Origin of the sequence: Ferrovibrio xuzhouensis (assembly GCF_042648965.1) — a bacterium.
Taxonomy (GTDB): Bacteria; Pseudomonadota; Alphaproteobacteria; order Ferrovibrionales; family Ferrovibrionaceae; genus Ferrovibrio; species Ferrovibrio xuzhouensis.
The window spans coordinates 1,321,266-1,343,746 of sequence record NZ_JBHRYJ010000001.1; the positions used below are offsets into that span (position 1 = coordinate 1,321,266).

22 protein-coding genes and 1 tRNA gene are annotated in these 22,481 nt (G+C 66.8%); 10 read left to right on the forward strand and 13 right to left on the reverse strand.

What is annotated here, in order from left to right; translation table 11 throughout:
- Nucleotides 1–251 precede the first annotated feature (251 nt).
- Together ACFOOQ_RS06565 and ACFOOQ_RS06570 are read left to right on the forward strand one after the other, a co-directional pair.
- Nucleotides 252–557: a hypothetical protein gene (locus ACFOOQ_RS06565; RefSeq protein ID WP_379723313.1), complete on the forward strand. Its 306-nt coding sequence runs from the start codon at nt 252–254 to the stop codon at nt 555–557.
- Between the two features lie 52 nt (nt 558–609).
- Complete coding sequence (locus tag ACFOOQ_RS06570; RefSeq protein WP_379723316.1) at nt 610–867, forward strand: hypothetical protein; 258 nt, start codon at nt 610–612, stop codon at nt 865–867.
- 36 nt (nt 868–903) lie between these two features.
- On the opposite strand, the gene ACFOOQ_RS06575 is transcribed toward ACFOOQ_RS06570, so the two are convergent.
- The 4 genes from ACFOOQ_RS06575 to ACFOOQ_RS06590 all read right to left on the reverse strand — a co-directional run bounded on the left by ACFOOQ_RS06575 (nt 904) and on the right by ACFOOQ_RS06590 (nt 6,230).
- Nucleotides 904–1,794: an RNA polymerase sigma-70 factor gene (locus ACFOOQ_RS06575; RefSeq protein WP_379723319.1), complete on the reverse strand. Its 891-nt coding sequence runs from the start codon at nt 1,792–1,794 to the stop codon at nt 904–906.
- Nucleotides 1,795–1,886: 92 nt separating this feature from the next.
- A complete protein-coding gene (locus ACFOOQ_RS06580; protein ID WP_379723321.1) occupies nt 1,887–3,203 on the reverse strand; it encodes a PepSY-associated TM helix domain-containing protein in 1,317 nt (438 codons plus the stop codon).
- A gap of 23 nt (nt 3,204–3,226) precedes the next feature.
- Nucleotides 3,227–3,910, reverse strand: a complete 684-nt coding sequence (locus ACFOOQ_RS06585) for a Fe2+-dependent dioxygenase (RefSeq protein WP_379723324.1) — start codon at nt 3,908–3,910, stop codon at nt 3,227–3,229.
- 103 nt (nt 3,911–4,013) lie between these two features.
- Complete coding sequence (locus ACFOOQ_RS06590; protein WP_379723327.1) at nt 4,014–6,230, reverse strand: TonB-dependent receptor; 2,217 nt, start codon at nt 6,228–6,230, stop codon at nt 4,014–4,016.
- A 434-nt stretch (nt 6,231–6,664) separates the two neighbouring features.
- On the opposite strand from ACFOOQ_RS06590, the gene ACFOOQ_RS06595 reads away from it, so the two are divergent.
- Genes ACFOOQ_RS06595 through ACFOOQ_RS06610 form a run of 4 tightly spaced genes read left to right on the forward strand, consistent with a single transcriptional unit; the run spans nt 6,665 to nt 11,723 of the window.
- The gene (locus tag ACFOOQ_RS06595) at nt 6,665–7,816 is read left to right on the forward strand and encodes an efflux RND transporter periplasmic adaptor subunit (RefSeq protein WP_379723330.1); all 1,152 of its coding nucleotides are present in this window, start codon (nt 6,665–6,667) and stop codon (nt 7,814–7,816) included.
- A gap of 29 nt (nt 7,817–7,845) precedes the next feature.
- Nucleotides 7,846–9,861: a MacB family efflux pump subunit gene (locus tag ACFOOQ_RS06600; RefSeq protein ID WP_379725361.1), complete on the forward strand. Its 2,016-nt coding sequence runs from the start codon at nt 7,846–7,848 to the stop codon at nt 9,859–9,861.
- A 4-nt stretch (nt 9,862–9,865) separates the two neighbouring features.
- A complete protein-coding gene (locus ACFOOQ_RS06605; RefSeq protein WP_379723333.1) occupies nt 9,866–11,344 on the forward strand; it encodes an efflux transporter outer membrane subunit in 1,479 nt (492 codons plus the stop codon).
- A 49-nt stretch (nt 11,345–11,393) separates the two neighbouring features.
- Nucleotides 11,394–11,723, forward strand: a complete 330-nt coding sequence (locus ACFOOQ_RS06610) for an SMR family transporter (protein ID WP_379723336.1) — start codon at nt 11,394–11,396, stop codon at nt 11,721–11,723.
- Between the two features lie 42 nt (nt 11,724–11,765).
- Here ACFOOQ_RS06610 and folD read toward each other — a convergent pair whose 3' ends face one another.
- The 3 genes from folD to ACFOOQ_RS06625 are packed head-to-tail and all read right to left on the reverse strand — an operon-like array spanning nt 11,766 to nt 13,298.
- Nucleotides 11,766–12,650 carry a bifunctional methylenetetrahydrofolate dehydrogenase/methenyltetrahydrofolate cyclohydrolase FolD gene (gene folD, locus ACFOOQ_RS06615; protein ID WP_379723339.1) on the reverse strand — a complete coding sequence of 295 codons (885 nt, stop codon included), beginning with the start codon at nt 12,648–12,650 and terminating at the stop codon, nt 11,766–11,768.
- Nucleotides 12,651–12,654: 4 nt separating this feature from the next.
- Nucleotides 12,655–12,993: a DUF167 family protein gene (locus ACFOOQ_RS06620; RefSeq protein ID WP_379723342.1), complete on the reverse strand. Its 339-nt coding sequence runs from the start codon at nt 12,991–12,993 to the stop codon at nt 12,655–12,657.
- 26 nt (nt 12,994–13,019) lie between these two features.
- On the reverse strand, nt 13,020–13,298 hold the full coding sequence (locus tag ACFOOQ_RS06625) for a YggT family protein (RefSeq protein ID WP_379723345.1): 279 nt from the start codon (nt 13,296–13,298) through the stop codon (nt 13,020–13,022).
- Nucleotides 13,299–13,708: 410 nt separating this feature from the next.
- On the opposite strand from ACFOOQ_RS06625, the gene ACFOOQ_RS06630 reads away from it, so the two are divergent.
- Nucleotides 13,709–13,784, forward strand: a tRNA-Ala gene (locus ACFOOQ_RS06630).
- A gap of 180 nt (nt 13,785–13,964) precedes the next feature.
- Here ACFOOQ_RS06630 and ACFOOQ_RS06635 read toward each other — a convergent pair.
- Nucleotides 13,965–14,615, reverse strand: a complete 651-nt coding sequence (locus ACFOOQ_RS06635) for a hypothetical protein (protein WP_379723348.1) — start codon at nt 14,613–14,615, stop codon at nt 13,965–13,967.
- Nucleotides 14,616–14,930: 315 nt separating this feature from the next.
- On the opposite strand from ACFOOQ_RS06635, the gene ACFOOQ_RS06640 reads away from it, so the two are divergent.
- Complete coding sequence (locus ACFOOQ_RS06640; protein ID WP_379723351.1) at nt 14,931–15,506, forward strand: HXXEE domain-containing protein; 576 nt, start codon at nt 14,931–14,933, stop codon at nt 15,504–15,506.
- Nucleotides 15,507–15,672: 166 nt separating this feature from the next.
- Here ACFOOQ_RS06640 and ACFOOQ_RS06645 read toward each other — a convergent pair whose 3' ends face one another.
- A complete protein-coding gene (locus tag ACFOOQ_RS06645) occupies nt 15,673–16,566 on the reverse strand; it encodes an HNH endonuclease (protein WP_379723353.1) in 894 nt (297 codons plus the stop codon).
- A gap of 330 nt (nt 16,567–16,896) precedes the next feature.
- Here ACFOOQ_RS06645 and ACFOOQ_RS06650 point away from each other — a divergent pair, with 330 nt between their 5' ends.
- Nucleotides 16,897–17,583, forward strand: a complete 687-nt coding sequence (locus tag ACFOOQ_RS06650; protein WP_379723356.1) for a Fe2+-dependent dioxygenase — start codon at nt 16,897–16,899, stop codon at nt 17,581–17,583.
- Between the two features lie 47 nt (nt 17,584–17,630).
- On the opposite strand, the gene ACFOOQ_RS06655 is transcribed toward ACFOOQ_RS06650, so the two are convergent.
- The gene (locus tag ACFOOQ_RS06655) at nt 17,631–18,851 is read right to left on the reverse strand and encodes a polyhydroxyalkanoate depolymerase (RefSeq protein WP_379723359.1); all 1,221 of its coding nucleotides are present in this window, start codon (nt 18,849–18,851) and stop codon (nt 17,631–17,633) included.
- 246 nt (nt 18,852–19,097) lie between these two features.
- On the opposite strand from ACFOOQ_RS06655, the gene ACFOOQ_RS06660 reads away from it, so the two are divergent.
- A complete protein-coding gene (locus ACFOOQ_RS06660; RefSeq protein ID WP_379723361.1) occupies nt 19,098–19,754 on the forward strand; it encodes a glutathione S-transferase family protein in 657 nt (218 codons plus the stop codon).
- Between the two features lie 24 nt (nt 19,755–19,778).
- Here the strand turns inward: ACFOOQ_RS06660 and ACFOOQ_RS06665 are convergent, their stop codons facing one another.
- The 3 genes from ACFOOQ_RS06665 to ACFOOQ_RS06675 all read right to left on the reverse strand — a co-directional run bounded on the left by ACFOOQ_RS06665 (nt 19,779) and on the right by ACFOOQ_RS06675 (nt 22,460).
- Nucleotides 19,779–20,663, reverse strand: coding sequence for a hypothetical protein (locus ACFOOQ_RS06665; protein WP_379723364.1), 885 nt, complete (start codon nt 20,661–20,663; stop codon nt 19,779–19,781).
- Nucleotides 20,664–20,786: 123 nt separating this feature from the next.
- On the reverse strand, nt 20,787–21,644 hold the full coding sequence (locus ACFOOQ_RS06670) for a hypothetical protein (protein ID WP_379723367.1): 858 nt from the start codon (nt 21,642–21,644) through the stop codon (nt 20,787–20,789).
- Nucleotides 21,645–21,782: 138 nt separating this feature from the next.
- Nucleotides 21,783–22,460, reverse strand: a complete 678-nt coding sequence (locus ACFOOQ_RS06675; RefSeq protein WP_379723370.1) for a ribonuclease T2 family protein — start codon at nt 22,458–22,460, stop codon at nt 21,783–21,785.
- Nucleotides 22,461–22,481 lie beyond the last annotated feature (21 nt).

A 22,481-nucleotide genomic window follows, 5' to 3' on the forward strand; every position in this document is an offset into this window, starting at 1 on the left:
TCGGCTATTTTCCGCGGGCCCGGAGCAATCCGGGCCCGTTTTCATGGGATTCTGCAACCCGGCGCGATTCCACCGTTGCGGGCAGCTATCGCGAATTTGTCACGCTCGGTCCCAATCTGGTCGCAACCCGCTGGCCGACAAAGACCCTAGGCTCACTGCATGCCGTAAAGGCTGCAGCGCCTGCCCGGAACGTCCTTCCCTCTTCCCTGCCCGGGCCGGCGCTGCCCCCCAAGAATTGCGGAGCCCAGCTCATGTCGAGCCTGACCACGAAACCAGAGCACCCGGATGGCGACCGCAAGATCGCTGGCGATGCCATTGCGCGCGATATCGCCACGGTGGAGATCGTGCCGAACAGCTTCGGCGTGGTGCTGCCGGGCGGCGACTGGTGGGTGAACGAGCCGGTCTGGGACCAGGCCGTACGGCGCCTGACCGCGCCGCCGCTGCCGCCGGCGGCCTCACAGCACCCGTCATCACAAAAACCGGCGCAGCACGGCGACGTGACGGCCGTCACCGCCGCATCCGCCACCCCGCACCACCTTTCCATGAAGGGGCGTTAGCCGGGCATTGCCCGGCCAGGCAGCGACGGCTGCCGCAACCAGGAGACAGCGAATGTTCATTCCGCGCGTTTCGCCTGCCGTTGCCCCAGGGCCCAGCCCCTCGGCCACCCGCCTGCGCGACCACGGCCGCTGGCAACGCGCCCTGCGCCGCGCCACCGCCAGCATCGCCGAGCGCCTGCCCGGCTTCCGCGGTCGCTATGCGCCCGACACTCTTGTCGATGCCGCCGAGGCCGTCGGCACCCGCGCCGGCCGCCGCCAGCGCCTCAAGGACAGCCCGCATCTGGGCCATATCGTCGACATCTACGTCTGATGCCCGGCCTGCGTCAGATACCTGGCTGCACCGGACTTACAGCGCCGGCACCCGCGCCAGCTTGTCCGGATTGCGCACGATGAAGACGGTGTGCACCACGCCATCCCGGATATCGAATCCCATCGCCGAATAGGGCCGACCATCGGCCTCGTAGGTCATCACGCCGGGCTGTCGGTTGATCAGGCAGGGCACCCGGCGCAGGTCGCCCGGCTGCTTGAAGGCGATGCCGCCAAAGAACCGCGCCACCTTGTCGGCGCCATGGATGATGTTGAGCGCCGCCTGCGCCTTGCCGCCGCCATCCGACCACAGCATGGCATCCTCCGTCAGCAGGCCGGCGATCTGCGCCACGTCGCCCGCCTGCGTCGCCGCCGTGAACTTTGCCGCCAACGCGCGCGCGGCACCGGCATCCGCGGCAAAGCGCGGCCGCGCCTCGGCGATGTGCTTCTGTGCCCGGCTGACCAGCTGGCGGCAGGCCGGCTCGGTCTTCTTCAGCGCCACGGCGAGCTGGCCGTAATCGTAGTCGAAGGCCTCGCGCAGCAGCCAGGCGGTGCGCTCGGCCGGACTCAGGCGCTCCATCACCACCAGCAGGGCCATCGACAGGTCGTCGGCCAGCTCGCCCGGCACCATGTCCGGCGCCGGCGCGACCTCGAGCTCGATCAGCGGCCCAATGATCGGCTCTGGCAGCCAGGTGCCGGTGTAATGCTCGCGCTCGGTCCTGGCGGCCCGCAGGCGGTCGATGCATAGCCGGGTGCAGGCCGTGACCAGCCAGGCCTCGGGGGTCTCGATCTTCGCCGCATCGGCGCGGTGCCAGCGCAGCCAGGTATCCTGCACGGCATCCTCGGCATCGCCGACCGTGCCGAGCATGCGGTAAGCCAGGCCGAACAGGCGCCGGCGGTGGCGCTCGAAGGTTTCCGTCTTGTCGTCCATGGGGCCGCCCTCTCTCTGTCCGGCAGGATACCCCAAAGACGCGACAGCCCACCGGCCTGTGACAGCCGGCGGGCCGGTTTTTTATGCGGGCCCTACTGGCCGGCCAGCTGCAGGGCGGCCTGTTTGGCACGTTCGGTGGCGCGCCGGTTGCGCCGCTTGATCCACCACATGAAAAAGCCGGTGACGGCAAACAGCGGAATGATCAGGCCCGACAGAAAGACCAGGGCCTGATAGACCGGCCCGAGGCCGCTGCCCTCATGCAGGCCGCGCTGCCAGGCGAGGATGGTCTCGCCGGCACTGTAGTCGCGCGGATCGAACACGCCGATCACGCTCTGCCGCCAGGGATCGACCAGCACGGTGATCGCCGGGGCGCCCTCCGCATATTCCGGCAGGACCAGGCCGATGCGCAGGGCCTGGTCGGGACGCGACGGCAGGACAGCATTGAACAGCCGCGTGCCCGGCGCGGCCTGCAGCGCCAGTGCCACAGCATCGTCGAGGGCCATCGCCGCCATGCCGCGCCGCGGCTCGACCCGCGCCTGGGTGATGGCGGCGCGCAGGTCGCGGCCCGGGAAGACGGCGTTGATCGCCGCCGCGATCTGCTGCGGAAACCCGAGATAGACGCCGGTGAAGCTGACCACCATGAAGATGACCAGGCTCCAGATGCCGACCATGCCGTGCAGCTCGCGATGCAGCCGCAGGCCCTTCGCAGTGCGGCGGACCATGAAGGCGGCTTTCCATTGGCCAGACTTCGGCCACCAGATGACCAGACCGGAGCTGCCCAGCACCAGCATGGCGATGCCGAGCCAGCCGACGATGCTGCGGCCGTCGCGGCCCAGCATCAGGTTGCCATGCAGGTTATGGGCGAAACGCAGCCAGCCGGGCATGCCACCGCCGTTGCCGAGAATCTGCAGGGTCACCGGATCGACCTGCACCTGCAGGCTGCCGGCGAAAGGACTGGCGGCGGGGGCACCGCCCTGCGCCGGCTGACCTTGCTGTCCCGGTGCAGCCGGCTGGCCCTCGCGACGCGGCCCGCCGTCACGCGCCGCGCCGTCCCTGGCCATACCCTCCCTGGGCATGCTCTCTCTGGCCATACCGGGGCGCGACAGCCGCACCGTGGCGGGTTCGCCGGGTTCGAGCGGCATGCGCAGGGCCATCGGTATCCGGCCCGGCTCGGCCCCGGTCATGGCGGCGGCAACGATGGCGCCGGGCGGGCGCCACTCGCCGCTGGCACTGGCCTGCGGTGCGCCGGCGCCGAACAGGCTGACGAGATCATGGCCATAGACCAGCAGACTGCCGGTGATGCCGAGCAGCATCAGCGGCAGGCAGAGGATCAGGCCGGTCCACAGATGAATCTGCAGCAGCCAGTAGCGGAGCGTGCGACGCGGCCGGGGCTTGGCGGAATTGGCCATGGCGGAAGGTCCTTGCAGAGAGTTCAGCTGTCGGCCCAGCGCCGCAGCATGTTGTGGTAGATGCCCGTCAGTTGCACGACGACCGGATCGCGGTGGCCGCGCTCGGCGGCAAGCTGCTGGATATTGCTGTCGAGCTGGAACAGCAGGGTGCGCTTGCCGTCGTCGCGCACCATGCTCTGCAGCCAGAAAAACGAGGCGACGCGGGTGCCGCGGGTCACCGGGGTGACGCGATGCAGGCTGGTTGACGGATACAGCACCATATGCCCGGCCGGCAGCTTGGCGCTGTGCTCGCCGTAGGTATCCTCGACGATCAGTTCGCCGCCGTCGTATTCATCCGGCCCGGCCAGGAACAGCGTGCAGGACAGGTCGGTGCGGATGCGGAAATCGGCGTCGCGCATGGCACGGATCGCATTGTCGACATGGGTGCCGAAGGTCTGCCCCGGGCCATAGCGGTTGAACAGCGGCGGGAAGACCTTGAGCGGCAGGGCCGCCGAGATGAACAGCGGCGATTGTTCCAGTGCATCGAGCACCAGGCTGCCGAGCTGGCGGGCCGCCGGCGAATCCTCCGGAAGCTGCATGTTCTGCTTGGCCAGCGCCGACTGCGTCCCCGAGGTAGCGTTGCCGTCGATCCATTCGGCGGCATCCATGACCTGACGGCAGAACGCGACCTGCTCGGCGGTCAGCACGTCGGGAATGCTCAGCATCATGCTCCTGTCTCCTGCGGGGCGGCACCGGAAACGCAAAGCCCCGCCCGCACCCCGGAAGGGATACGGGCGGGGCGCGCATATCCTGCGCGGATTTACGCTCTACTCAGAACTTGAAATTCGCGGTCAGCAATGCCGTGCGCCCGGGGGCGACGATGGCGGCATTGCCGCCACGCGGCGCATCGTAATAGGTCTTGTCCAGCAGGTTCTGGAGGTTCAGCTGAACGTTGACGTCCCGGGTGATCTTGTAGGCCGCCATCGCGTCGAACCGCCAGTAGGACGGCAGTTCCACGGTGTTGGTGGTATTGGAGAAGCGGCGCGCCATGTAGACGGTGCCGCCGCCGATGGTCCAGTCGCTGTCGATGTCGTAGGTCGACCACAGGGTGAAGTTATGCGGCGCGATGTTGGGGAATTCCTTGCCGTCATTGGAGGCGTTCGGACCGTCGTCGAGGATTTCGCTCTTCAGGAAGGTATAGCCGCCGAATACCTTCCACGCCTGGGTGATGGCCCCCGACAGGCCGATTTCGAAGCCATCGACCCGTTCCTTGCCGACCGGAAGCTGGTCGACCGTGTTCGACACGCCCGGCACCGCGGCATTGGTCTTGTCGGTGCGGAACGCCGCGCCGTTCACCAGCAGCTTGCCATTGGCCAGCTCCCACTTGGTGCCGAGTTCGTAGCTTTTGTTTTCCTCAGGGTCGAGGGTGGCATTGGTCACGCCGAGGCTGCCGTCGCCACCGCCCTCGCCGGCACTGCCGCCGGACGGGTTCGACGATGTGCTGTAGGCGACGTAGATGCTGCCATTCGGCAGCGGCTTGTAGACCAGGCCGACCTGCGGGTTGAGAAACCGGCTGTTGTTGGTCAGGTCAAAGGCGCCGCTGTTGTTCCGACCGACGCTGTCGGTGGAATAATCATCCAGCCGCAGGCCGATGTTGAGATCCCATTGCGAGGCCAGCGCGATGGTGTCGATGGCGTAGATCGCCTTGGTGTCGATCGTGGTATTGGCGAAGTTCGGCGAGGTGCTGACCGCGAGGCCGGAAACACCCGAATCCGGATCGTACAGGCTGCCGGTCGTCGAGGTGGGCGAGAAGGCATAGGCCCGGTTCTTGGTCTGCTCGCGGCTGATCTCGATGCCGGTAATCAGGGTATGACCGAATCCGAGTGCGTTGAACTCGCTCTGCAGATCGGTCTGGTTTGTGATGGTCTCGGTATCGGCGTTGCGGCTTTTCGGCGACAGCGTCACGGTTCCGGCGGCCAGATTGGCGGTGGTGACACGCGGCTCGGTGACGATGTACCGGTTCTCGGCATAGCTGTAGCGCGTGGAGTTGCGCAGCAGCACGCTGTCGGTCAGGTCGTGTTCGACCTGCGCGGTTACGCCGTCGTAATAGGTCTTGCGGTAATCGCGATCGGTCGAGCCGTAGAAATTGTCGCGATCGACGTCGATCGGCTTGCCGGTCGAAGGATCGATCGGAATGCCGTAATCGGGCAGGTCCTCGGACTGGAAGTGGTAATAGCTCAGCGTCAGCCGGGTCGGCTTCTGCATACCCAGACTGATGGTGGGTGCGAAGCCGAACTTGGTGATGTCGACCTCGTCGCGGCCGGCCACATCGGCGTCGTGGGCCATCGCGTTGATGCGAAACGCGGTATTGGCATCGATGACGCGGTTGATGTCGACCGTGGCGCGCTTGGTCAGGTCGGTGCCGAGCGTCACGCTGCCGGCGTTGAAATCCTCGCTCTTGGCGGACTTGGTGATCAGGTTGATGGCGCCGCCGGTGCTGCCACGGCCACCGAAGGTCGAGCTCGGCCCCTTGATGATCTCGACCTGCTCGACGTCGAAGATGTCGCGCGACTGCGAACCGGTGTCGCGGATGCCGTCGATATAGGTGCTGGAGGTCGAATCATAGCCGCGGATGAACGGCCGGTCGCCGATCGCCGTGCCTCCCTCGCCGGCACCGAGGCTGATGCCCGGCGTGGTGCGATACACCTCGGTCAGCGAGGTGGCACCGTGGTCTTCCATGAGTTCCTTGGTGATGACCGTGACCGTCTTCGGCGTATCCAGCAGCGGCGCGGTGAATTTCGGCGAGGCGGATTCGCTGGCCTTGTAGCCCTCGCTGGCCGCGGCACCAGGCTTCTGGCCCTCGACCGAGATGGCCGGCAGGGTCGCCGGCTGGTCGCCGGTGGTCTGCTGGGCGACGGCCGGCAGGGCGGCGGAAGCAGCACCCAGCGCGACGGCAGAGGCCAGCATGGCCGGACGCACCCGCGGCAGGCGCAGGCGGCCCACGGTGGGCAGCAGGGTAATGGACGGTTCGGTGGATGTGACGGTCATGATTCCCCTCGGAACGGCAGCAGGTTGGAACTCACCTGGCTGGCGTACCGGACGGGGCCGGGAAGACTGTCCCGGCAGCCGGAGGGCTGGCTTGGCGCTCAGATCGCGGTGGAACCCGCGATTTCTCTATAGTCATCAGGATGATGCGGACCGGCGGCCGGACCGGCCGGGCTGTCGGATCACCCCCCAGATGTCCTGTCATGCCAACGGTCCGGATGCCTGTGGCGGGACCATGGACGGCAGTGCGGAGCCGGATTTATCATCGCGGCGACATTATTGCAATTCATTCTCAATACTAACCGGAAAAAAGATGTCGTTTTTACTGCAGGCTGCAATGTGCCCCGCCGGGAAACCGGCGGCGATGATAGAATCTGCCCGCCGGCCGCGCAGGAATCCCGGCTCTGCGCCGTTTGGATTCTGAAACGGCTATCATCATGACACGCTTGATCAAAATTCTTGCCATTCCCATCGCCCTGCTGGCCGCCGGCGGCGGCGCCTGGTGGTTCTGGACCGCCCGCGCCGATACCCGGCCGGCCCTGCGCACCCAAACCGTCACCGTCGGCTCCATCGAGGACACCGTCTCGGCAGTCGGCACCCTGCAGCCGCTCAACTATGTCGATGTCGGCACCCAGGTCTCCGGCCAGCTCAAGGAGATTAAGGTCGACTACGGCGATCGGGTGGAAAAGGGCCAGCTGCTGGCGCAGATCGACCCCACCGTCTTCCAGGCCCGCGTCACCGCCGACCAGGCCAACATGCTGGCACTGCGCGCCCAGCGCACCGACAAGCAGGTGCAGCAGGGCCTCGCCGAAAAGCAGTACGAGCGCCAGAAGCGCCTGCTCGGCGAGCGCGCCACCAGCCAGGATGCCTATGACAGCGCCGAGGCCAACCGCCGCTCGCTGCTGGCGCAGATCGCCGTGCTCGATGCGCAGATCCAGCAGGCCGAGGCGACGCTGTCCTCCGACCAGGCCAACCTCGGCTACACCAAGATCTACGCGCCGATGACCGGCACGGTCGTCGACATCACCGCCAAGCAGGGCCAGACCCTGAATGCCAACCAGTCGGCGCCGATCATCCTGCGCGTCGCCGATCTCGACACCATGACGGTGAACACCCAGGTCTCGGAAGCCGACGTGCCGAAGCTGAAGCTCGGCATGACCGCCTATTTCACCACGCTCGGCCAGCCCGACAAGAAGCGCTTCGGCAAGCTGCGCCAGATCCTGCCGACGCCGCAGACGGTGAACAACGTCATCCTCTATTCGGCGCTGTTCGACGTGACCAATCCGGACCACGACCTGATGACCAGCATGTCCGCCCAGGTCTTCTTCGTGGTATCGGAAGCCAAGGACATGCCCATCGTGCCGCTGACCGCGTTGCGCCAGCTGCCCAACGGCAGCGACCGCTATGCCCTGCGGGTGATGGAAAATGGCGAACCGGTGCGCCGCGTGGTGCAGGTCGCTGCCGTCAACCGGATCAGTGCCGCGGTCAGTTCCGGGCTGAAAGCCGGCGACGAGGTGGTGCTTGACCTGCCGCCGGTGCGCCAGGGCGGCGGCGGCGAACGGCCGGCACAGCGGCCGCCGCGGCTGTAGCGGAAAGACGGAACCGCGCCATGAACCTGATGCAGCAGCGCCCGGAATCGACCGACCGTCCCGACAACCGGGCCGCCGGCGACGCCGCCGTGCCGATCATCAGCCTGCGCGACATCCGCAAGACCTTTCATCGCGGTACCCTGGCGGTCGAGGTGCTGCATGGCCTGTCGCTCGACATCCATGCCGGCGAGTTCGTCGCCATCATGGGCACGTCGGGTTCGGGCAAATCGACCCTGATGAACCTGATCGGCCTGCTCGACCGGCCGACTTCGGGCAGTTACCGCTTCGATGGCGCCGAGGTCTCGGCACTTGGGCCCGATGCGCGCGCCCTGCTGCGCCGCGAGGCCTTCGGGTTCATCTTCCAGCAGTACAACCTGCTGCCGAGTGAAAGTGCCACCGCCAATGTGGAGATGCCGGCGATCTATGCCGGCCTGCCGCGCGGCGAACGGCGCAGCCGCGCCGAGATGCTGCTGACCAAGCTCGGCCTCGGCGACCGCATGGATCACCGCCCGACCCAGCTGTCCGGCGGCCAGCAGCAGCGTGTCTCGATTGCCCGCGCCCTGATGAACGGCGGCGCGGTCATCCTGGCCGACGAGCCGACCGGCGCGCTCGACAGCAAGAGCGGCGCCGAGGTCATGCAGCTGCTGCACGACCTGAACGACCAGGGCCATACCATCCTGCTGATCACCCACGACCACGAGGTCGCCGCCCAGGCGAAGCGCATCGTCGAGATCCGCGACGGCCTGATCATTTCCGACCGCATGCAGCCGGCCCCCGAGGCGGCAGCGCCGCCGGCCACCCCGCCCGTCCCGCCGAAGCGGCCGCAGCGCGGGCGCGGCAGCGGCTATGGGCTATTCGACGTGACGGAGGCCGGCCGCATGGCGGTGCAGGCCCTGCGCAGCAACCTGTTGCGCACCCTGCTGACCCTGCTGGGCATCATCATCGGCGTCGCCTCGGTAGTGGCGATGCTGGCGATCGGCGAGGGCGCCCGCAAGTCGGTGCTCGACCGCATCAGCGCCATGGGCACCAACCTGCTGCTGGTGCGGCCCGGCGCGCCCAACATCCGGCGTGCCGACGGCATTACCGCGACCCTGGTGGCCGAGGACGCCGAGGCGATCCTCAGCCTGCCCAATATCGCCGCCGCGGTGCCGGAATATCCCGGTTCGGTCACCATCCGGGTCGCCAACCGCGACTATTCCACCGTCGCCAATGCCACGACGGCGGACTTCCCCAAGGCCCATGACTGGCCGGTGCAGGAGGGGCTTTTCTTCAACAGCGAGGACGTTAAGTCATACGCGCCGGTCGCCGTCCTGGGCCTGACCGTCGTCAAGAATGTTTTCCCCGATACTCCGGACCCGGTCGGCCGTTACGTGCTGCTGAACAACATTCCCTTCCAGGTCATTGGCGTGATGTCGGCCAAGGGTGCCACCCCCTGGGGTGCCGACCAGGACGACATCATCTATGTGCCGCTGACCACCGGCACGCTCCGGCTGTTCGGTCAACGATATGTGAAGACCATCACAGTCCAGGCCGAGGATGTTGCTAAGATCGACGCCACCCAGGAAGCGGTGCGTGACCTGCTGATCGCCCGCCACAAGACAGAAGATTTCCAGATCCGCAACATGGCCTCGATCATCGCCACGGCGACCGAGACGCAGAACACGCTGACCATCCTGCTTGGCTCGATCGCGGCCATCTCACTGCTGGTCGGCGGCATCGGCGTGATGAACATCATGCTGGTCAGCGTCACCGAACGCACCCGCGAGATCGGCGTGCGCATGGCGACCGGCGCCCGCCGGCTTAACATCATGATGCAGTTCAACAGCGAGGCGCTGGCGATCTGCACGCTTGGCGGCCTGATCGGCATTGCCATCGGGCTCGGGACCGTCTGGCTGTTCGCCACGCTTGGCCGGCCGGTGGTCTATTCGCCGGAACCGGTGCTGCTCGCCTTCTTCTGCGCTTTCGCCACCGGCCTGCTGTTCGGCTACCTGCCGGCTCGCAAGGCCGCCGATCTCGACCCTGTCGTCGCTCTCGCTGCGGAATAATCCCATGTCCATGCATCGCTTCACGGCCCGCCTGCTGGCGGCTGCCTCCGCAACCGTCCTGCTCGCCGGCTGCTCGCTGATCGATCTCGGCCCCGATTACAAAAAGCCGGAGATCGCCACCCCCGCAGCCTGGGACAGCCGCGCCGATGGCGCCGGCATCTGGCCCGATGCCGCCTGGTGGCGCGGTTTCGGCAGCAGCGAGCTCGACCGCCTGATTGCCGAGGCGAGCGGCAGCAACACCGACCTTGCCATTGCGCTGGCCCGCATCCGCCAGGCCCAGGCGACGGCCAAGATCGCCGGCGCCAACCTGTACCCGACGCTCGATGCCGGCGCCGACGCCAGCCGCAGCCGCACCGGCACCGGCCGCGGCAGCAGCACGACCAGCACCAGCCGGTCGAAGCAGGTCGTCAGCAACAGCTTCGGCGGCGACCTGACCGCCGGCTACCAGGTCGACCTGTTCGGCGCCAATGCCGCCAGCGCCAATGCGGCCATTGCCAGCCTGCAGTCGAGCCAGTACAGCCGCGAGACGGTGGCGATCACGCTGTATGCCGATATCGCCTCGACCTATTTCCAGTACCTGTCACTGCGTGACCGCATCCGCCTGTCGGAAGACACCCTGCGCGCCGCCGAAGACACCCTGAAGCTGCTGGAGAACCAGCGCGATGCCGGCACCTCGACCGATTTCGAGGTCGCCCAGCAGCGCAGCGCGGTGGCAACCCAGCGCGCCGCCGTGGCCAGCCTGCAGCAGAGCATGCGTGTGGCGCAGGATGCCCTCGCCGTGCTGCTCGGCCGCAACCCGCAGGGTTTCCGCATCGCTTCGGCATCGCTCGGCGACCTCAAGCTGCCGCCGCTCGCCGCCGGCCTGCCGTCCGACCTGCTGCTGCGCCGGCCCGACCTGCGCCAGGCCGAGGCCGACATGCGCGCCGCCCATCTCGACGTGGTGGCCGCGCGCGCTGCGCGCTTCCCCTCGCTCAACCTGCAGGCCTCGGCCGGCACCGTGGCGGCGACCACCGGCGCGCTGTTCACCCCGGCCTCGATGGCCTATGCGATTGCCGCCTCGCTGACCGCGCCGATTTTCGAGGGCGGCCGGCTGGAAGGCCAGGAGGAGCTGTCGCAGGCCCAGCTCGAGGAGCTGACCGCCAGCTACCGCGCCGCCATTCTCGCCGCCTTCCGCGACACCGAGGATGCACTGAGCGCCACCGACACCACGACGCGGCAATACGGCTTCGCCCGCGAGGCCTACGAGCAGGCGCAGATCGCCTATCGCATCGTGCAGGCCCGTTTCCGTGCCGGCACCATCGACTTTCTCACCCTGCTGGATTCCCAGCGCTCGCTGTTTGCCGCCAACGACACGCTGGTGCAGGCGGAACTCGCCCGCTACACGGCGACGGTCGATCTCTACAAGGCGATCGGCGGCGGCTGGAATGGCAGCCTGGTGACGCCGGAGACCGAGGCGATGGAGACAAAGTCCGCCAACGGTTGAAAAACCGCGGGCCGGCGCCGACACTGCGGCACCGCTCGCGGAGGCCGCCATGCCCTATCTGTATCTCGCCATCGCCATCGTCTCGGAAGTCTTTGCCACCAGCCTGCTGAAGGCGTCCGGCGAATTCACCCGGCTGTGGCCGAGCGTCGGCGTCGTGCTCGGCTATCTGCTCGCCTTCTATTTCCTGACCCTGACCTTGCGCGTCATCCCGGTCGGCGTGGCCTATGCGATCTGGTCAGGCGTCGGCATCGTGCTGGTGACGGCCGCCGCCTGGGTCTTCTACGGCCAGAAGCTCGATGCCCCGGCACTGGCCGGCAGCGGGCTGATCGTGGCCGGCGTGCTGGTGATCAACCTGTTCTCGAAGACGGCCGGGCACTAGGGTCTGCACCCCATACTGTCCGGTCGGGGCGCGCGGCGGCGGCTACAGGCTTTTCGGATCGATGCCGTCGCGGAAGCAAGCGGCCGTCAGGGTGTTCTGCAGCAGGCAGGCGATGGTCATCGGGCCGACGCCGCCGGGTACCGGGGTGATCACGCCGGCGGTCTCGACAGCGGACGCAAAATGCACGTCGCCGACCAGCCTGGTTTTGCCGTCCTCTTTCGGCACCCGGTTGATGCCGACATCGATCACCGCGGCGCCGGGCTTCAGCCATTCGCCGCGCACCATCTCGGGCCGGCCGACGGCGGCGATGACGATATCCGCCTGGCCGCACAGCGCGGGCAGATCGCGGCTTTTCGAATGCGCCACCGTGACGGTGGCATTGGCGGCGAGCAGCAGGCTGGCGACCGGACGGCCAACCAGGATCGAGCGGCCGATCACCAGCGCGTTGGCGCCGGCCACCGCAACGCCGGCCTTGTCCAGCAGGATCATGCAGCCGAGCGGCGTACATGGCACCAGCGCGTCGATGCCTTGTGCGAGCCGGCCGGCATTGACCGGGTGCAGGCCGTCGACATCCTTGGCCGGATCGATCGCCGCAATGATGGCCTGGGTGTCGATCTGTCCGGGCAGCGGCATCTGCACCAGGATGCCGTCGACGGCCGCATCGGCATTCAGCGTCTGCACCACGGCGAGCAGCTCGGCCTGGGTGGTCGTCTCCGGCAGCTTGATCTCGTCGGAGCGCATGCCGGCCTCGCGGGTCTGGATGCCCTTGTTGCGGACATAGACTTCCGAGGCCGGGTCGCTGCCGACCAGCACCACGGTCAGGCCCGGCCGGCGGCCCGTCTTCGCGTGAAACGCCGTCACCCGGGCAGCCACCTCGGCCCGCAGGCCGGCCGCCACCGTCTTGCCGTCGATCAGGGTTGCGCTCATCGGATCATCCTTTCGAGACGCGGCCAGGGATGAGGGCGGCCAGCGTGGTGGCGAGCGCCGGCGCGGCGCCGGCAATGACAATCTGCTTGTGGCGGTCGGTCTCGCCGGCGACCAGCGCAACAGCCGATTGCGGCAGATGCAGCGCCTTCGCCAGCAGGGCGATCAGCGCCGCATTGGCACGGCCTTTTTCGGGCACGGCGGTGACCTTGACGTCGAGCTCGCAGCCGCAGGGATTGCCGGGCGTCACAGCGGCCGGCTTGATGCCGGCGATGCCGGCGCGCGCCGCCTTCGGTGTCAGCCGCACGAACAGGCGCAGGCCGCCGTCCTCACCGGGACCGGCCACGATCCAGGGCCGGGCCGTCGGGTCGCTCAGACCGCGTATTCCCACATCAGGTTGCGGATGAAGATCAGCAGCAGGATCAGCACCACCGGCGAAATGTCGAGGCCGCCGAGATTGGGCAGGATACGCCGGATCGGCCGCAGCGCCGGTTCGGTGATGCGATAGAGAAAATCGCCGATGGCGTAGACCACCCGGTTGCTGGTGTTGAGGATGTTGAAGGCCACCAGCCAGCTCAGGATCGCCGAGGCGATCAGCAGCCAGATGTAGATGCTGAGCACGGCATCGATGAGCATAATCAGCGAAGTCATCCGTCCTCCTGCGGGGGGCCGCCTGATGCGCCGCGGGCATCTGCCGCGGCGGGGCGCCCGATGGAGGCGGCCCGCGAGCCCCGGAAAAGCCATAGCCCGAAAGCAATGGCCCGAAAGCGATGGCCCGAGTGATACCGGGTGGCGCCCGCGAAGGCAACCGCCGCCGGGCCACTGCGGCGGCCTGCCGCGCTGGCAGGCGGGCGCCCGGCAGGCGACAGCCGCGGAAAACCGCGCCGGACGGCAGGGCCCCGGTGCCCGGCGCCACAACCCGCCGGGCCGGGCCGGAAATCACCGGCGGCCGGGCCCAAGGGTGTGGACAAAGCCCGGGCCGTTTGCTACTTGCTAGCCCGCCCGGCCGGGACGCTTGCGACGTCCCACCCCTTCTGTTCTGTCGGCCGGCGCACCGGCTTGGGGCCGTAGCTCAGATGGGAGAGCGCCTCGTTCGCAATGAGGAGGTCAGGGGTTCGATTCCCCTCGGCTCCACCAATTTTCCCTGCACCCGCATCAATCTGGACGATCACCGCCTGCGCGAAGACCCGGCGCAGTTACGCGCGCCTGTCCGCCGATCCGGCCTATGCCCATATCCGCTTCATCCGGCTGCGCCGGCCGGCCGAGGGCGAGGCGTTGCTGCGGATGCTGCGGCAGGGCACGGCAACAGGCTGAGGATCAGGCGACCGGTTCGAAGGGACCATGGCTGACCGCCACCCCGGCGGCGGGCGGCAGCAGCGGCAGCGGGGCGGCCTCGGCCAGGAGACCGGTGACCGAAAGGGTCTCGACCATGATGACGCATTCGACCGACACGCCGCCATCGGCGAGCGGCAGCACCACACGCTCGGCAGTCACCACCGTGCCGGCCGCGGCCGGCGGTTCGGCGACGGCGACCGCGTCCCCGCGGGCGGCGCCCCTGTTAGCGGCAGTCCGGGCAGCGGCAGCCGGAGCCATGGCGGCGCCAGGCTCCGGCGGCAGGGTGTAGACGCTCTGACAGTAGAGCGGCCGGCGACGCTGGATCAGTTCGGCCAGCAGGTCGCGCATGTGGCGCATATAGGCGTCATCGGTCAGCGCGGCGAAATCCCGCGCCGACATGCCCTCGGGCATGTCGCGAAACCAGCGGGCGATTTCGTGGCCGCAGAGCCGCAGCTGGCCGAGATCGAAATTGCCGCGCGTGATCTCGGCGATCATCACATGCGGCAGGATGATGCGGGGAATCGCCAGAGGATCGATCAGGCGGAAATCGGGAATGTTGACCGGCTTGGGCAGGCCGCACCAGTAATCGCGCGCCGCCTGCAGCACCGGATTGCCATCCAGCAGCATGGCCATACCTCGGGGTGTCAGGGTTGGTTGGTTTTGCCGCCCCGTAATGCCCGATCCGGCACTGCGAAAACAGGTTGAGAAGTGGTTAGGCGTGACCGCGGGTTTTCGCCGGCCGGATGACTGTGGGTCGCAGGCGGCAGTGTGTATCGCCCGGCCGGCCGGCGCACCGCCCCGGGGCCGCAGCCCGGACGGGAGAGCGCCTCGTTCCGAACCAAGGGAGTTCGATCCCCTCGGCTCCGCCGGTTTCCGCGCGCCCGCCCGAATCTTGTCCGGCTCGCCCTTTGCAATATGCTGAGCGGACATCGCGGTGCGGCACCCGTCGTGGCTGCCGCGAAGCCGCAATCTGGAGAAATGACGAGCCCGATGAACTCCCCTGAATCTGCTTCCCCGGCGTCTGTTGCGGCGCTCCATCCGAACCGCATGACCTTCGAGCGATTCCTCTGGGCCCTGCCCCTCGCCTATGCGGTGCATATCCCCGAGGAATTCTTTGCCGGCTTCCCGGGCTGGATGAGCCGGCACATGCATGCGGATATGGACAATCAGGGATTCTGGCTCAACAACGGCCTGTTCATGGCCATCCTGCTCTCACTGTCGCTGTGGGCCAGCCGCAGCCGTTCGGCGCTGGCGGCCTTCGTCTTCCTCAGCTGGGCGAGCGGCAATCTGTTCTGGAACTTCATCTTTCACGTCGTCACGACGGTATATGCCGACAGCTATTCCCCGGGTCTGGTATCGGCATCGCTGCTCTACTATCCGGTTGCGATCTGGGCGGGGGTGCTCGCCATCCGCAGCGGTCGGCTGGGCACCGGCGGTGTTCTCGGCGCCTTCGCCATCGGTGCAGGTCTGATGCTGTTCGTGATCTGGAGCGGTCTCTGGAACTTCCGGCTTCCATTCGCCTGAGCACCCGGCGCCCCCTGTAATCTGGCCGGCGTGTGTTGTTCTGCCGCTTCCGGCACCGCCTCGTCGTCGGCGGTGGCCGGCCCGGCCCGTCACCACCATGGCGACGCCAGCCGCTTGCACCAAGGTGCCGAGGCACCAGACCGCGACCTGCAGGCCGGCGATGCGGCTAGCCAGCCCGCCTGAAATCCTGGAAGCGCTGCGCCAGGCGATCTTGATCAGGCCGGTCCTGTTCGCGCGGCGGTGGCGTTAGAGTCGCGCCATGCAATGTCTTCAGGGCTTCCAGCATCGGACCATCTTTTTGCATCAATAGCCGCTTTGACACATGCAGGTGGTAATCGGCATCGATCCCGATCAGATGCCGGTCGAAAGCGGCATGATGCAGCTTTGACAGCAAGATGCCGTTTTGCACAATGGGCTGGCCAAAGGCCTCATCGCCGTCGGCAATGATATGCGCGGCATTGAGAAGCCTGCTTTCAGGCAATCGCGTGATGGCGCAGCGGCCCTTATAGGCGGCCATAACGGCTTCGCGGAATTCACCCTGATGCAGGCGCTGCTTTACCGACCGCAAGGCATAGCGGCGCTCGATGACGGTTTGTGGAACCGAGGCGATATCGGCGTCGGATGCCGTGAAAGCAAGCTGCACCTTCAATGCCTGCGCATCCCAGCCGACAATGAAGACCGGGAATACGGCCTGATAGATGGCCGGACCCACGCCGAGAAAATAGATGATCGGCAGTCGTCGCTGCATCGCATCCCGCAGCAGGCGGTTGTCGGGGGCCTCAGGGTCGTCTCCCTGAAAGGCGTAATCCACTGTGTCGTCGCCTTGAAAAATCTGGCGATGGACTTCCCGCTGGTCGTCGTACCAGACCTTGCGCCCTGGCCGTGGAATGGCGGTGCGGATCGACAACAGGCTCGACATCTGCTTGGGCTTGAATATCCCGCGTGGCCGCGCCAGCAACGAAACCTGCTCACCGTTGTATAAGAAGCCCTCCGCCAATACCGCGGCCGTCAAACGATCGTGCAGTTGATTGAGATGGCGCAGATGGGCAAAGGCCGCCATGCGGATGGCCGCATCGGGATCACCGGGCGGTCGCGAAGCGGGAGCGCTCGGGATTTTCAAATTCCAAGCTATCGGTGCTTCGCCAAATCCTCGGCTTCTTTTGGCCACGGAAGTTTTGCCCCCAGCAATCGTTTTAACTTTCGAGGAAGTACCGCCAGGCCGCCACCCGCCCGCAATAGATTGTCACCAAGATATTATGAGTTAAATCATGTTGTTACACAAAACCCGCTAGTTTCATCCTCCATTAATGCCTCCGGGCGCCCTGTAGGGGAGTATCCTGCCGCCCAGCTCTGCCCCCAATGTTCTGCGTCCCGGAAGGGCCTGCCCGTCATGATGCTGAAGCTCTACGAGGTGCTGACCAGGCCGGAGGTCGCCGCCTTCCGCGCGGCGCTGGCCGCGCCGGATGCCGGCTGGATCGGCGGCGCCGTCACTGCCGGCCAGCAGGCGCGCATCGTGAAAAAGAACCGTCAGCTGCCCGAACAGTCGCCGCTCAACCAGCGGCTCGGCCAGGCCATCCTGCAGGCGCTGGCGCGCCATGCGCCCTTTTTCGCCGCCGCCCTGCCGTTGCGCATCACGCCGCCGCAGTTCAACGTCTATGAAGGCGGCGAGACCTATGGCGACCATATCGACAATGCCCTGCGCCTGACGCCCGACGGCGGCCGCCTGCGCGCCGATCTTTCGGCGACGCTGTTCCTGTCGCAGCCCGGCGAATACGAGGGCGGCGAGCTGATCGTGCAGGACAGCTATGGCGAGTACAGCGTCAAGATGCCGGCCGGCGACATGGTGCTGTATCCCTCCGCCAGCCGCCATCGCGTCACGCCGGTGACCGGCGGGTCGCGCGTCGGCTGTTTCCTGTGGATCCAGAGCATGGTGCGCGGCGATGCCGACCGCGACATGCTGCACGGGCTCGACCTCACCATCCAGCGGCTGACCGTCGAACATGGCCCCGGCAATACCGAGGTCGGCCGGCTGACCGGGCTGTACCACAACCTGGTGCGCCGTTTCGCAGAGACCTGAGCGACCGGGACCTGAATCGCCGCGGCAGGCCGCGCCGGCAGCACCGCTCACTCCATGGCGAGAATGGTGTTCTTGACGATCGGATAGATCTGGTTCTGCCACTTGCGGCCGCTGAACACGCCGTAATGGCCGACGCCGGCCTGCATGTGGTGCCGCTTCATGTAGGGGCGGATGCGGCTGCACAGGTCATGCGCCGCCATGGTCTGGCCGATCGCGCAGATGTCGTCGCGCTCGCCTTCGACGGTCAGCAGCGCCGTGCGGCGGATCGCCGACGGGTCGACCTTTTTGCCGCGATAGGTCAGCTCGCCCTTGGCCAGCCGGTAATCCTGGAACACCCACTGCACGGTCTCGAGATAGAATTCGGCGGCGAGGTCAAGCACCGCGAAATACTCGTCGTAGAAGGTCTTGGTCTGCTCGGCCTTGGCGGTATCACCGTGCACGAGCGCCGCGAACAGCTCGGCATGGGCGCGCAGGTGGCGGTCGAGATTCATGCTCATGAAGGCCGACAACTGCACGAAGCCCGGATAGACCTTGCGCCCCATGCCGGCGAAACCCGGCGGGACGGTGTCGATCATCTGCGCCTCGAACCACTGCATCGAATGGCCGACGGCAAGGTCGTTCACGCCGGTCGGGTTGATACGGCAGTCGATCGGCCCCGCCATCAGCGTCATGCTGCGCGGCTGCGCCTTGTCGCCGCTTTCCGCCATCACCGCGACTGCAGCCAGCGCCTGCACGCAGGGCTGGCAAACCGCCACCACATGGGCATCAGGGCCCAGCACATGCAGGAAGTCGATCAGATGCTCGATATATTCCTCGACGCCGAAACGGCCGGCCGAGAGCGGCACGTCGCGCGCATTGTGCCAGTCGGTGATATAGACGTCGTGATCCTGCAGCAGGGTCTCGACGGTGCCGCGCAGCAGCGTGGCGAAATGCCCCGACAGCGGCGCCACCACCATCACCCGCGGCTGGGCGACATCGGTGTCCTTTTTGAAATGCAGCAGGGTGCCGAAGGGCGTGACATGGGTCACCTCCTCGGTGACGGCGACCTCGCGGTTGCCGGTCTTGACCCGGTCGATGCCAAACGGCAGCCGGCTGTGGCTGAGGCCGGCGCGGCTGAGCAGTTCGGTGGCAGCCGCCATGCCGCGCAGCATGAAATTGGTCTCCGCACTACCCGACACCGCCTGGCCAAGCATCGGCAGCATCATCCCGGCCATCTGCCGCAGCGGGGCCATCATGTTGGCCTGGGTCTGGTACGCCAGATATTTCATGCCGGTAATTTCATGGAGACGGCGGGGCGGGTCCTGTGGACGAACGGCGGTCGGTCCTCAAAAAGCTAGTTTAAATCATGCTGCAATGCGAGATATAACTGTGACGGGGAGCAGGGCCCCTGTGGACAAGTCCTGACGCGTTTCCCTTACGGCAGGCGTACCGGCCGTAAAAACGTAAAAAAGTGACGGGGTTTCCGGTCCGCCAGTGCGTTGCAGTCTGCCGTTTTTGCACCGTGAGGAACGTCCATGAGCAAGGCCACGCTGACCATCAGCAGCAAGAACTACTCGTCCTGGTCGCTGCGCGGCTGGCTGCTCTGCCGCATGGCGGGACTGGATTTCGAGGAAAAGCTGCTGCCCAGCGACGACCCGGACATCCGCGCCGAGCTGCTGCTGCTGTCCCCTTCCTTCCTGGTGCCGCGGCTGACCGATGGCGACGTGTCGGTGTGGGACACCCTGGCGATCGCCGAATACCTCAGCGAGCTGAATCCCGGGGCCGGGCTGCTGCCCACCGAGCGCGTCGCCCGCGCCCATTGCCGGTCGATCAGCGGCGAGATGCACTCGGGCTTTTCCAACCTGCGTTCGGCCCTGCCGATGAACCTGAAGGCGCGTTTCCCCGGCTTCAGGATCTGGGCTGGCGCCCAGGCCGATATCGACCGCATCCTGGCGATCTGGCGGGAATGCTTCGAGGCCCACAAGGGGCCCTACCTGTTCGGCGCGGCGCCCAATCTGGCCGATGCCATGTATGCGCCGGTCTGCACCCGCTTCCTCACCTATGACGCCAAGCTCGACGCCGACTGCGCCGCCTATTGCCAGACCATCATGGCGCTGCCGCACATGCAGGACTGGGTGACGGCCGCCAAGGCCGAGCCCGAGGAACTCGACGAACTCGACGTCGAGTTCTGAACGCCGGGAATTCTGAACGCCGCATCAGGCGGCGCCGGCCTTCAGGTGCTGCTTCACGAAGGCGCGCAGGTGGTTCAGGGACGGTGTGGTGATCTGGTCGCGCCCGTTCAGCATCAGCACCAGGCTGGACCGGCTGGTATTCAGCCGCGTGGCGAGCTCGTCGAGGCTGATCTGTGCCATCCGGCAGGCTTCGCTGACCACGCCGTTGGCGCTGTCCTGCAGGTAATGATCTTCGCCGCCCTGCCCGTGCTGGATCGGCAATGCCAGGGCAGCCTCCGGGATGACCGGTGCGGCCGGCGGCGCCGGCGGCTTGCGGATCACCGGCTTGCGGACCGCGGGCCGCGGCGCCGGGCGCGGCGATGCGGCAAAATCCTCTGCCGGCATGAAGGCCTGCGCCGGCGCGGTGGCGAAATCCTCCAGCCCCTGGCTGTTGCCCAGCTGCTGCTGCAGCGCATCGCGCACGCTCTGCAGCAGGCCGGCATCGGGCGCCGTCAGGCCGTATTGCGCACCGTACTGGGTATGGAAAGCGGTGATCTCGCCCAGCCGGTCCTGGCGACGCACCAGAAAGCTGTGGCTGCCGAGCGGCCAGGGTTTGCCGCTGGCCGCCACCCGCTCGAGGAAAACCCGCACGGCGACGATTTCCAGCAGCAGGACGCGCCAGCGGATATTGGCCAGGTTGCGGGCCTGCAGATCGCGCTTTTCCGGTTCGAGGTCCGACAGCCGGTCTTCCACCAGGTCGACGAAAACCTGGAACTGGCCGAGCTTGTCGACGAAGGCGCGGAAATCGCCGAAGCGGTCATTGATGCCGGCACCGTCGCGATAGGCACCGGCGATGTCGAGCGCCTGATGCTCCACCTGACCGACCATCGCGAGGGCGACGTTGCGCGCCGCCGTCTGTTTGCTGTCCATCCGTACTCCATTCCACCGTCTGCCGGGCTGTTGCAGCCGAGCTTAGACCCACTGTGGAAGGAACGGGGTTACTTTACGGTTAGGGCAACCGAACGATTAGCACTCGCAGGGCGAGTGAGTGCGTCAGGCCGGCCGGACCTCAGTAAGGAATTTGCGCAGGCCCTCGAGCGTCGCGCTCGACATCGGGTCGCTGCCGCTGAGGATCAGCGCCAGCGCCGGGCGGCTCATGCCGAGCTGTCGCGCCAGGTCGTCCATGCTGACATGCGACACCCGGCAGGCCTCGGCGACGGCGCTGATGCTGTCGCGCTCGGCAAAGAAACGGCCATCCATCTCGCGCACGCGGAACGCGGCAGTCCGGTAACCGGGCAGTTTCGCCCGCGCCGCATCGGCGCCGCGCGACGTGACGAAGTCCTCCGGCCGCCGCAGGCTGCGGGCCGGCGTCGCCGAGATCGCGGAATAGCTGCGGAAATCGGCGGAGAAGTCGTCGAGCCCCGGGGCGCGGGTGATCTGCGCCTTCAGCAGATCCTCGACGGCATGCATCAGCGCGCCGCCGAGCTCCGGCAGCTGATACGTCTCGCCGAACTCGTCGTAATATTCGGCGATCTCGCCGAGCCGCGTCAGCCGCCGTTCAAGGAACTGCCGGCTGCCGAGCGGCCATGGCTTGCGGGCCTCGCCGATGCGCACCAGGAAAATCTGCGTGGTGTCGACCTCGACAATGGTGATGCGCCAGCGGATTTCGGCCAGATGCTTGGCCAGGGCTGCATGCTTGTCGGATTCGAACTGCGGCAGGCGTTCTTCGACCAGGTCGACGAAGACGTAGAAGTGGTCGACCTTCTCGATGAAATTGCGGAAGCCGCGGTAGTCGCCGGTCATGTCGGCGCCGTCGCGATAGCGCTCGGCGATTTCCAGGCCCTGTTTCTCGACCTGGGCCAGCAGCTTGAGCGCCTCACGGCGGACCTGTGTGTTCTTGTCAGCGACCACGTACTAGCCTGAGTTGTTTTGGCTTCGTTAACGAAAGCACCATAAAGGCAAAGGTTGTGCGTCTACAAGGTAAATTCTTGTATATGATGCATTGTCAGAATTGATAATTATTATTTATTTACAGATAGATAAGAAAAATCAGCGGCTGCCGGTGCCCTTGCATGCCACAAAATCCCGCAGCCCGGAATCGAGGCAGACGCGTATTTTGCGGATGCGGCCATCGCGACGCAGCACCTGCAGCATGGCCGGCTGCAGCCCGGGATTGGCCGCCACGAGCGCCGCCGTCATGGCCGTCGCACTGCCGCGTCCCTCCGCAGGCGGATCAGGCACCCTGAGCCGGGCCGCGGCGGCGGCCATGGCGTCGAAATACGCCGCGGCCGAGCCAAAGCCGGCACAGCTGCCATGCTTGGCCCATTCGCATTGCAGCAGCCGCGGATCGGGCGTGGCGCAGAGATGCCGGCGCAATACGGCCTCGGGCACCGGCGCGACAGGGCTGCAGTATTGCGGCCAGGACGGCGTGACGCCGCGCGACGCGTCATATTGCGGCCACAGGCCGTGCAGCACCCAGCCGAAACGATTGTCGCGGCATTGCAGCGGGCTGCGGCGGCCGGCCGCCGTCGCGCAGAAGGCCGGCGACCAGCTGAAGCTGAGCAGATAGTAATCGAAATCGCCCGACCGGCCGCGCGGGGCTTCATGACGGTCGCAGGCCTGCACCGGCACCTGCTGCGGCAGGCGGCAGGACGGCTGCGCCGCTGCCGGTAAGGCAGCGAACAGGGCGAGCAGCAGCAGAAGGGTCAGCTTGCCTCGGTTGCGCATGGCGGTCTAAACATCATCGGC

Excerpts from the sequence above, each read along its gene's own strand:
- ACFOOQ_RS06565 (WP_379723313.1), top strand. The coding sequence starts at position 252 with ATGTCGAGCCTGACCACGAAACCAGAGCACCCGGATGGCGACCGCAAG.
- ACFOOQ_RS06570 (WP_379723316.1), top strand. The coding sequence starts at position 610 with ATGTTCATTCCGCGCGTTTCGCCTGCCGTTGCCCCAGGGCCCAGCCCC.
- ACFOOQ_RS06575 (WP_379723319.1), bottom strand. The coding sequence starts at position 1,794 with ATGGACGACAAGACGGAAACCTTCGAGCGCCACCGCCGGCGCCTGTTC.
- ACFOOQ_RS06580 (WP_379723321.1), bottom strand. The coding sequence starts at position 3,203 with ATGGCCAATTCCGCCAAGCCCCGGCCGCGTCGCACGCTCCGCTACTGG.
- ACFOOQ_RS06585 (WP_379723324.1), bottom strand. The coding sequence starts at position 3,910 with ATGATGCTGAGCATTCCCGACGTGCTGACCGCCGAGCAGGTCGCGTTC.
- ACFOOQ_RS06590 (WP_379723327.1), bottom strand. The coding sequence starts at position 6,230 with ATGACCGTCACATCCACCGAACCGTCCATTACCCTGCTGCCCACCGTG.
- ACFOOQ_RS06595 (WP_379723330.1), top strand. The coding sequence starts at position 6,665 with ATGACACGCTTGATCAAAATTCTTGCCATTCCCATCGCCCTGCTGGCC.
- ACFOOQ_RS06600 (WP_379725361.1), top strand. The coding sequence starts at position 7,846 with ATGCAGCAGCGCCCGGAATCGACCGACCGTCCCGACAACCGGGCCGCC.
- ACFOOQ_RS06605 (WP_379723333.1), top strand. The coding sequence starts at position 9,866 with ATGTCCATGCATCGCTTCACGGCCCGCCTGCTGGCGGCTGCCTCCGCA.
- ACFOOQ_RS06610 (WP_379723336.1), top strand. The coding sequence starts at position 11,394 with ATGCCCTATCTGTATCTCGCCATCGCCATCGTCTCGGAAGTCTTTGCC.
- folD (WP_379723339.1), bottom strand. The coding sequence starts at position 12,650 with ATGAGCGCAACCCTGATCGACGGCAAGACGGTGGCGGCCGGCCTGCGG.
- ACFOOQ_RS06625 (WP_379723345.1), bottom strand. The coding sequence starts at position 13,298 with ATGACTTCGCTGATTATGCTCATCGATGCCGTGCTCAGCATCTACATC.
- ACFOOQ_RS06635 (WP_379723348.1), bottom strand. The coding sequence starts at position 14,615 with ATGGCCATGCTGCTGGATGGCAATCCGGTGCTGCAGGCGGCGCGCGAT.
- ACFOOQ_RS06645 (WP_379723353.1), bottom strand. The coding sequence starts at position 16,566 with ATGGCGGCCTTTGCCCATCTGCGCCATCTCAATCAACTGCACGATCGT.
- ACFOOQ_RS06650 (WP_379723356.1), top strand. The coding sequence starts at position 16,897 with ATGATGCTGAAGCTCTACGAGGTGCTGACCAGGCCGGAGGTCGCCGCC.
- ACFOOQ_RS06655 (WP_379723359.1), bottom strand. The coding sequence starts at position 18,851 with ATGAAATATCTGGCGTACCAGACCCAGGCCAACATGATGGCCCCGCTG.
- ACFOOQ_RS06660 (WP_379723361.1), top strand. The coding sequence starts at position 19,098 with ATGAGCAAGGCCACGCTGACCATCAGCAGCAAGAACTACTCGTCCTGG.
- ACFOOQ_RS06665 (WP_379723364.1), bottom strand. The coding sequence starts at position 20,663 with ATGGACAGCAAACAGACGGCGGCGCGCAACGTCGCCCTCGCGATGGTC.
- ACFOOQ_RS06675 (WP_379723370.1), bottom strand. The coding sequence starts at position 22,460 with ATGCGCAACCGAGGCAAGCTGACCCTTCTGCTGCTGCTCGCCCTGTTC.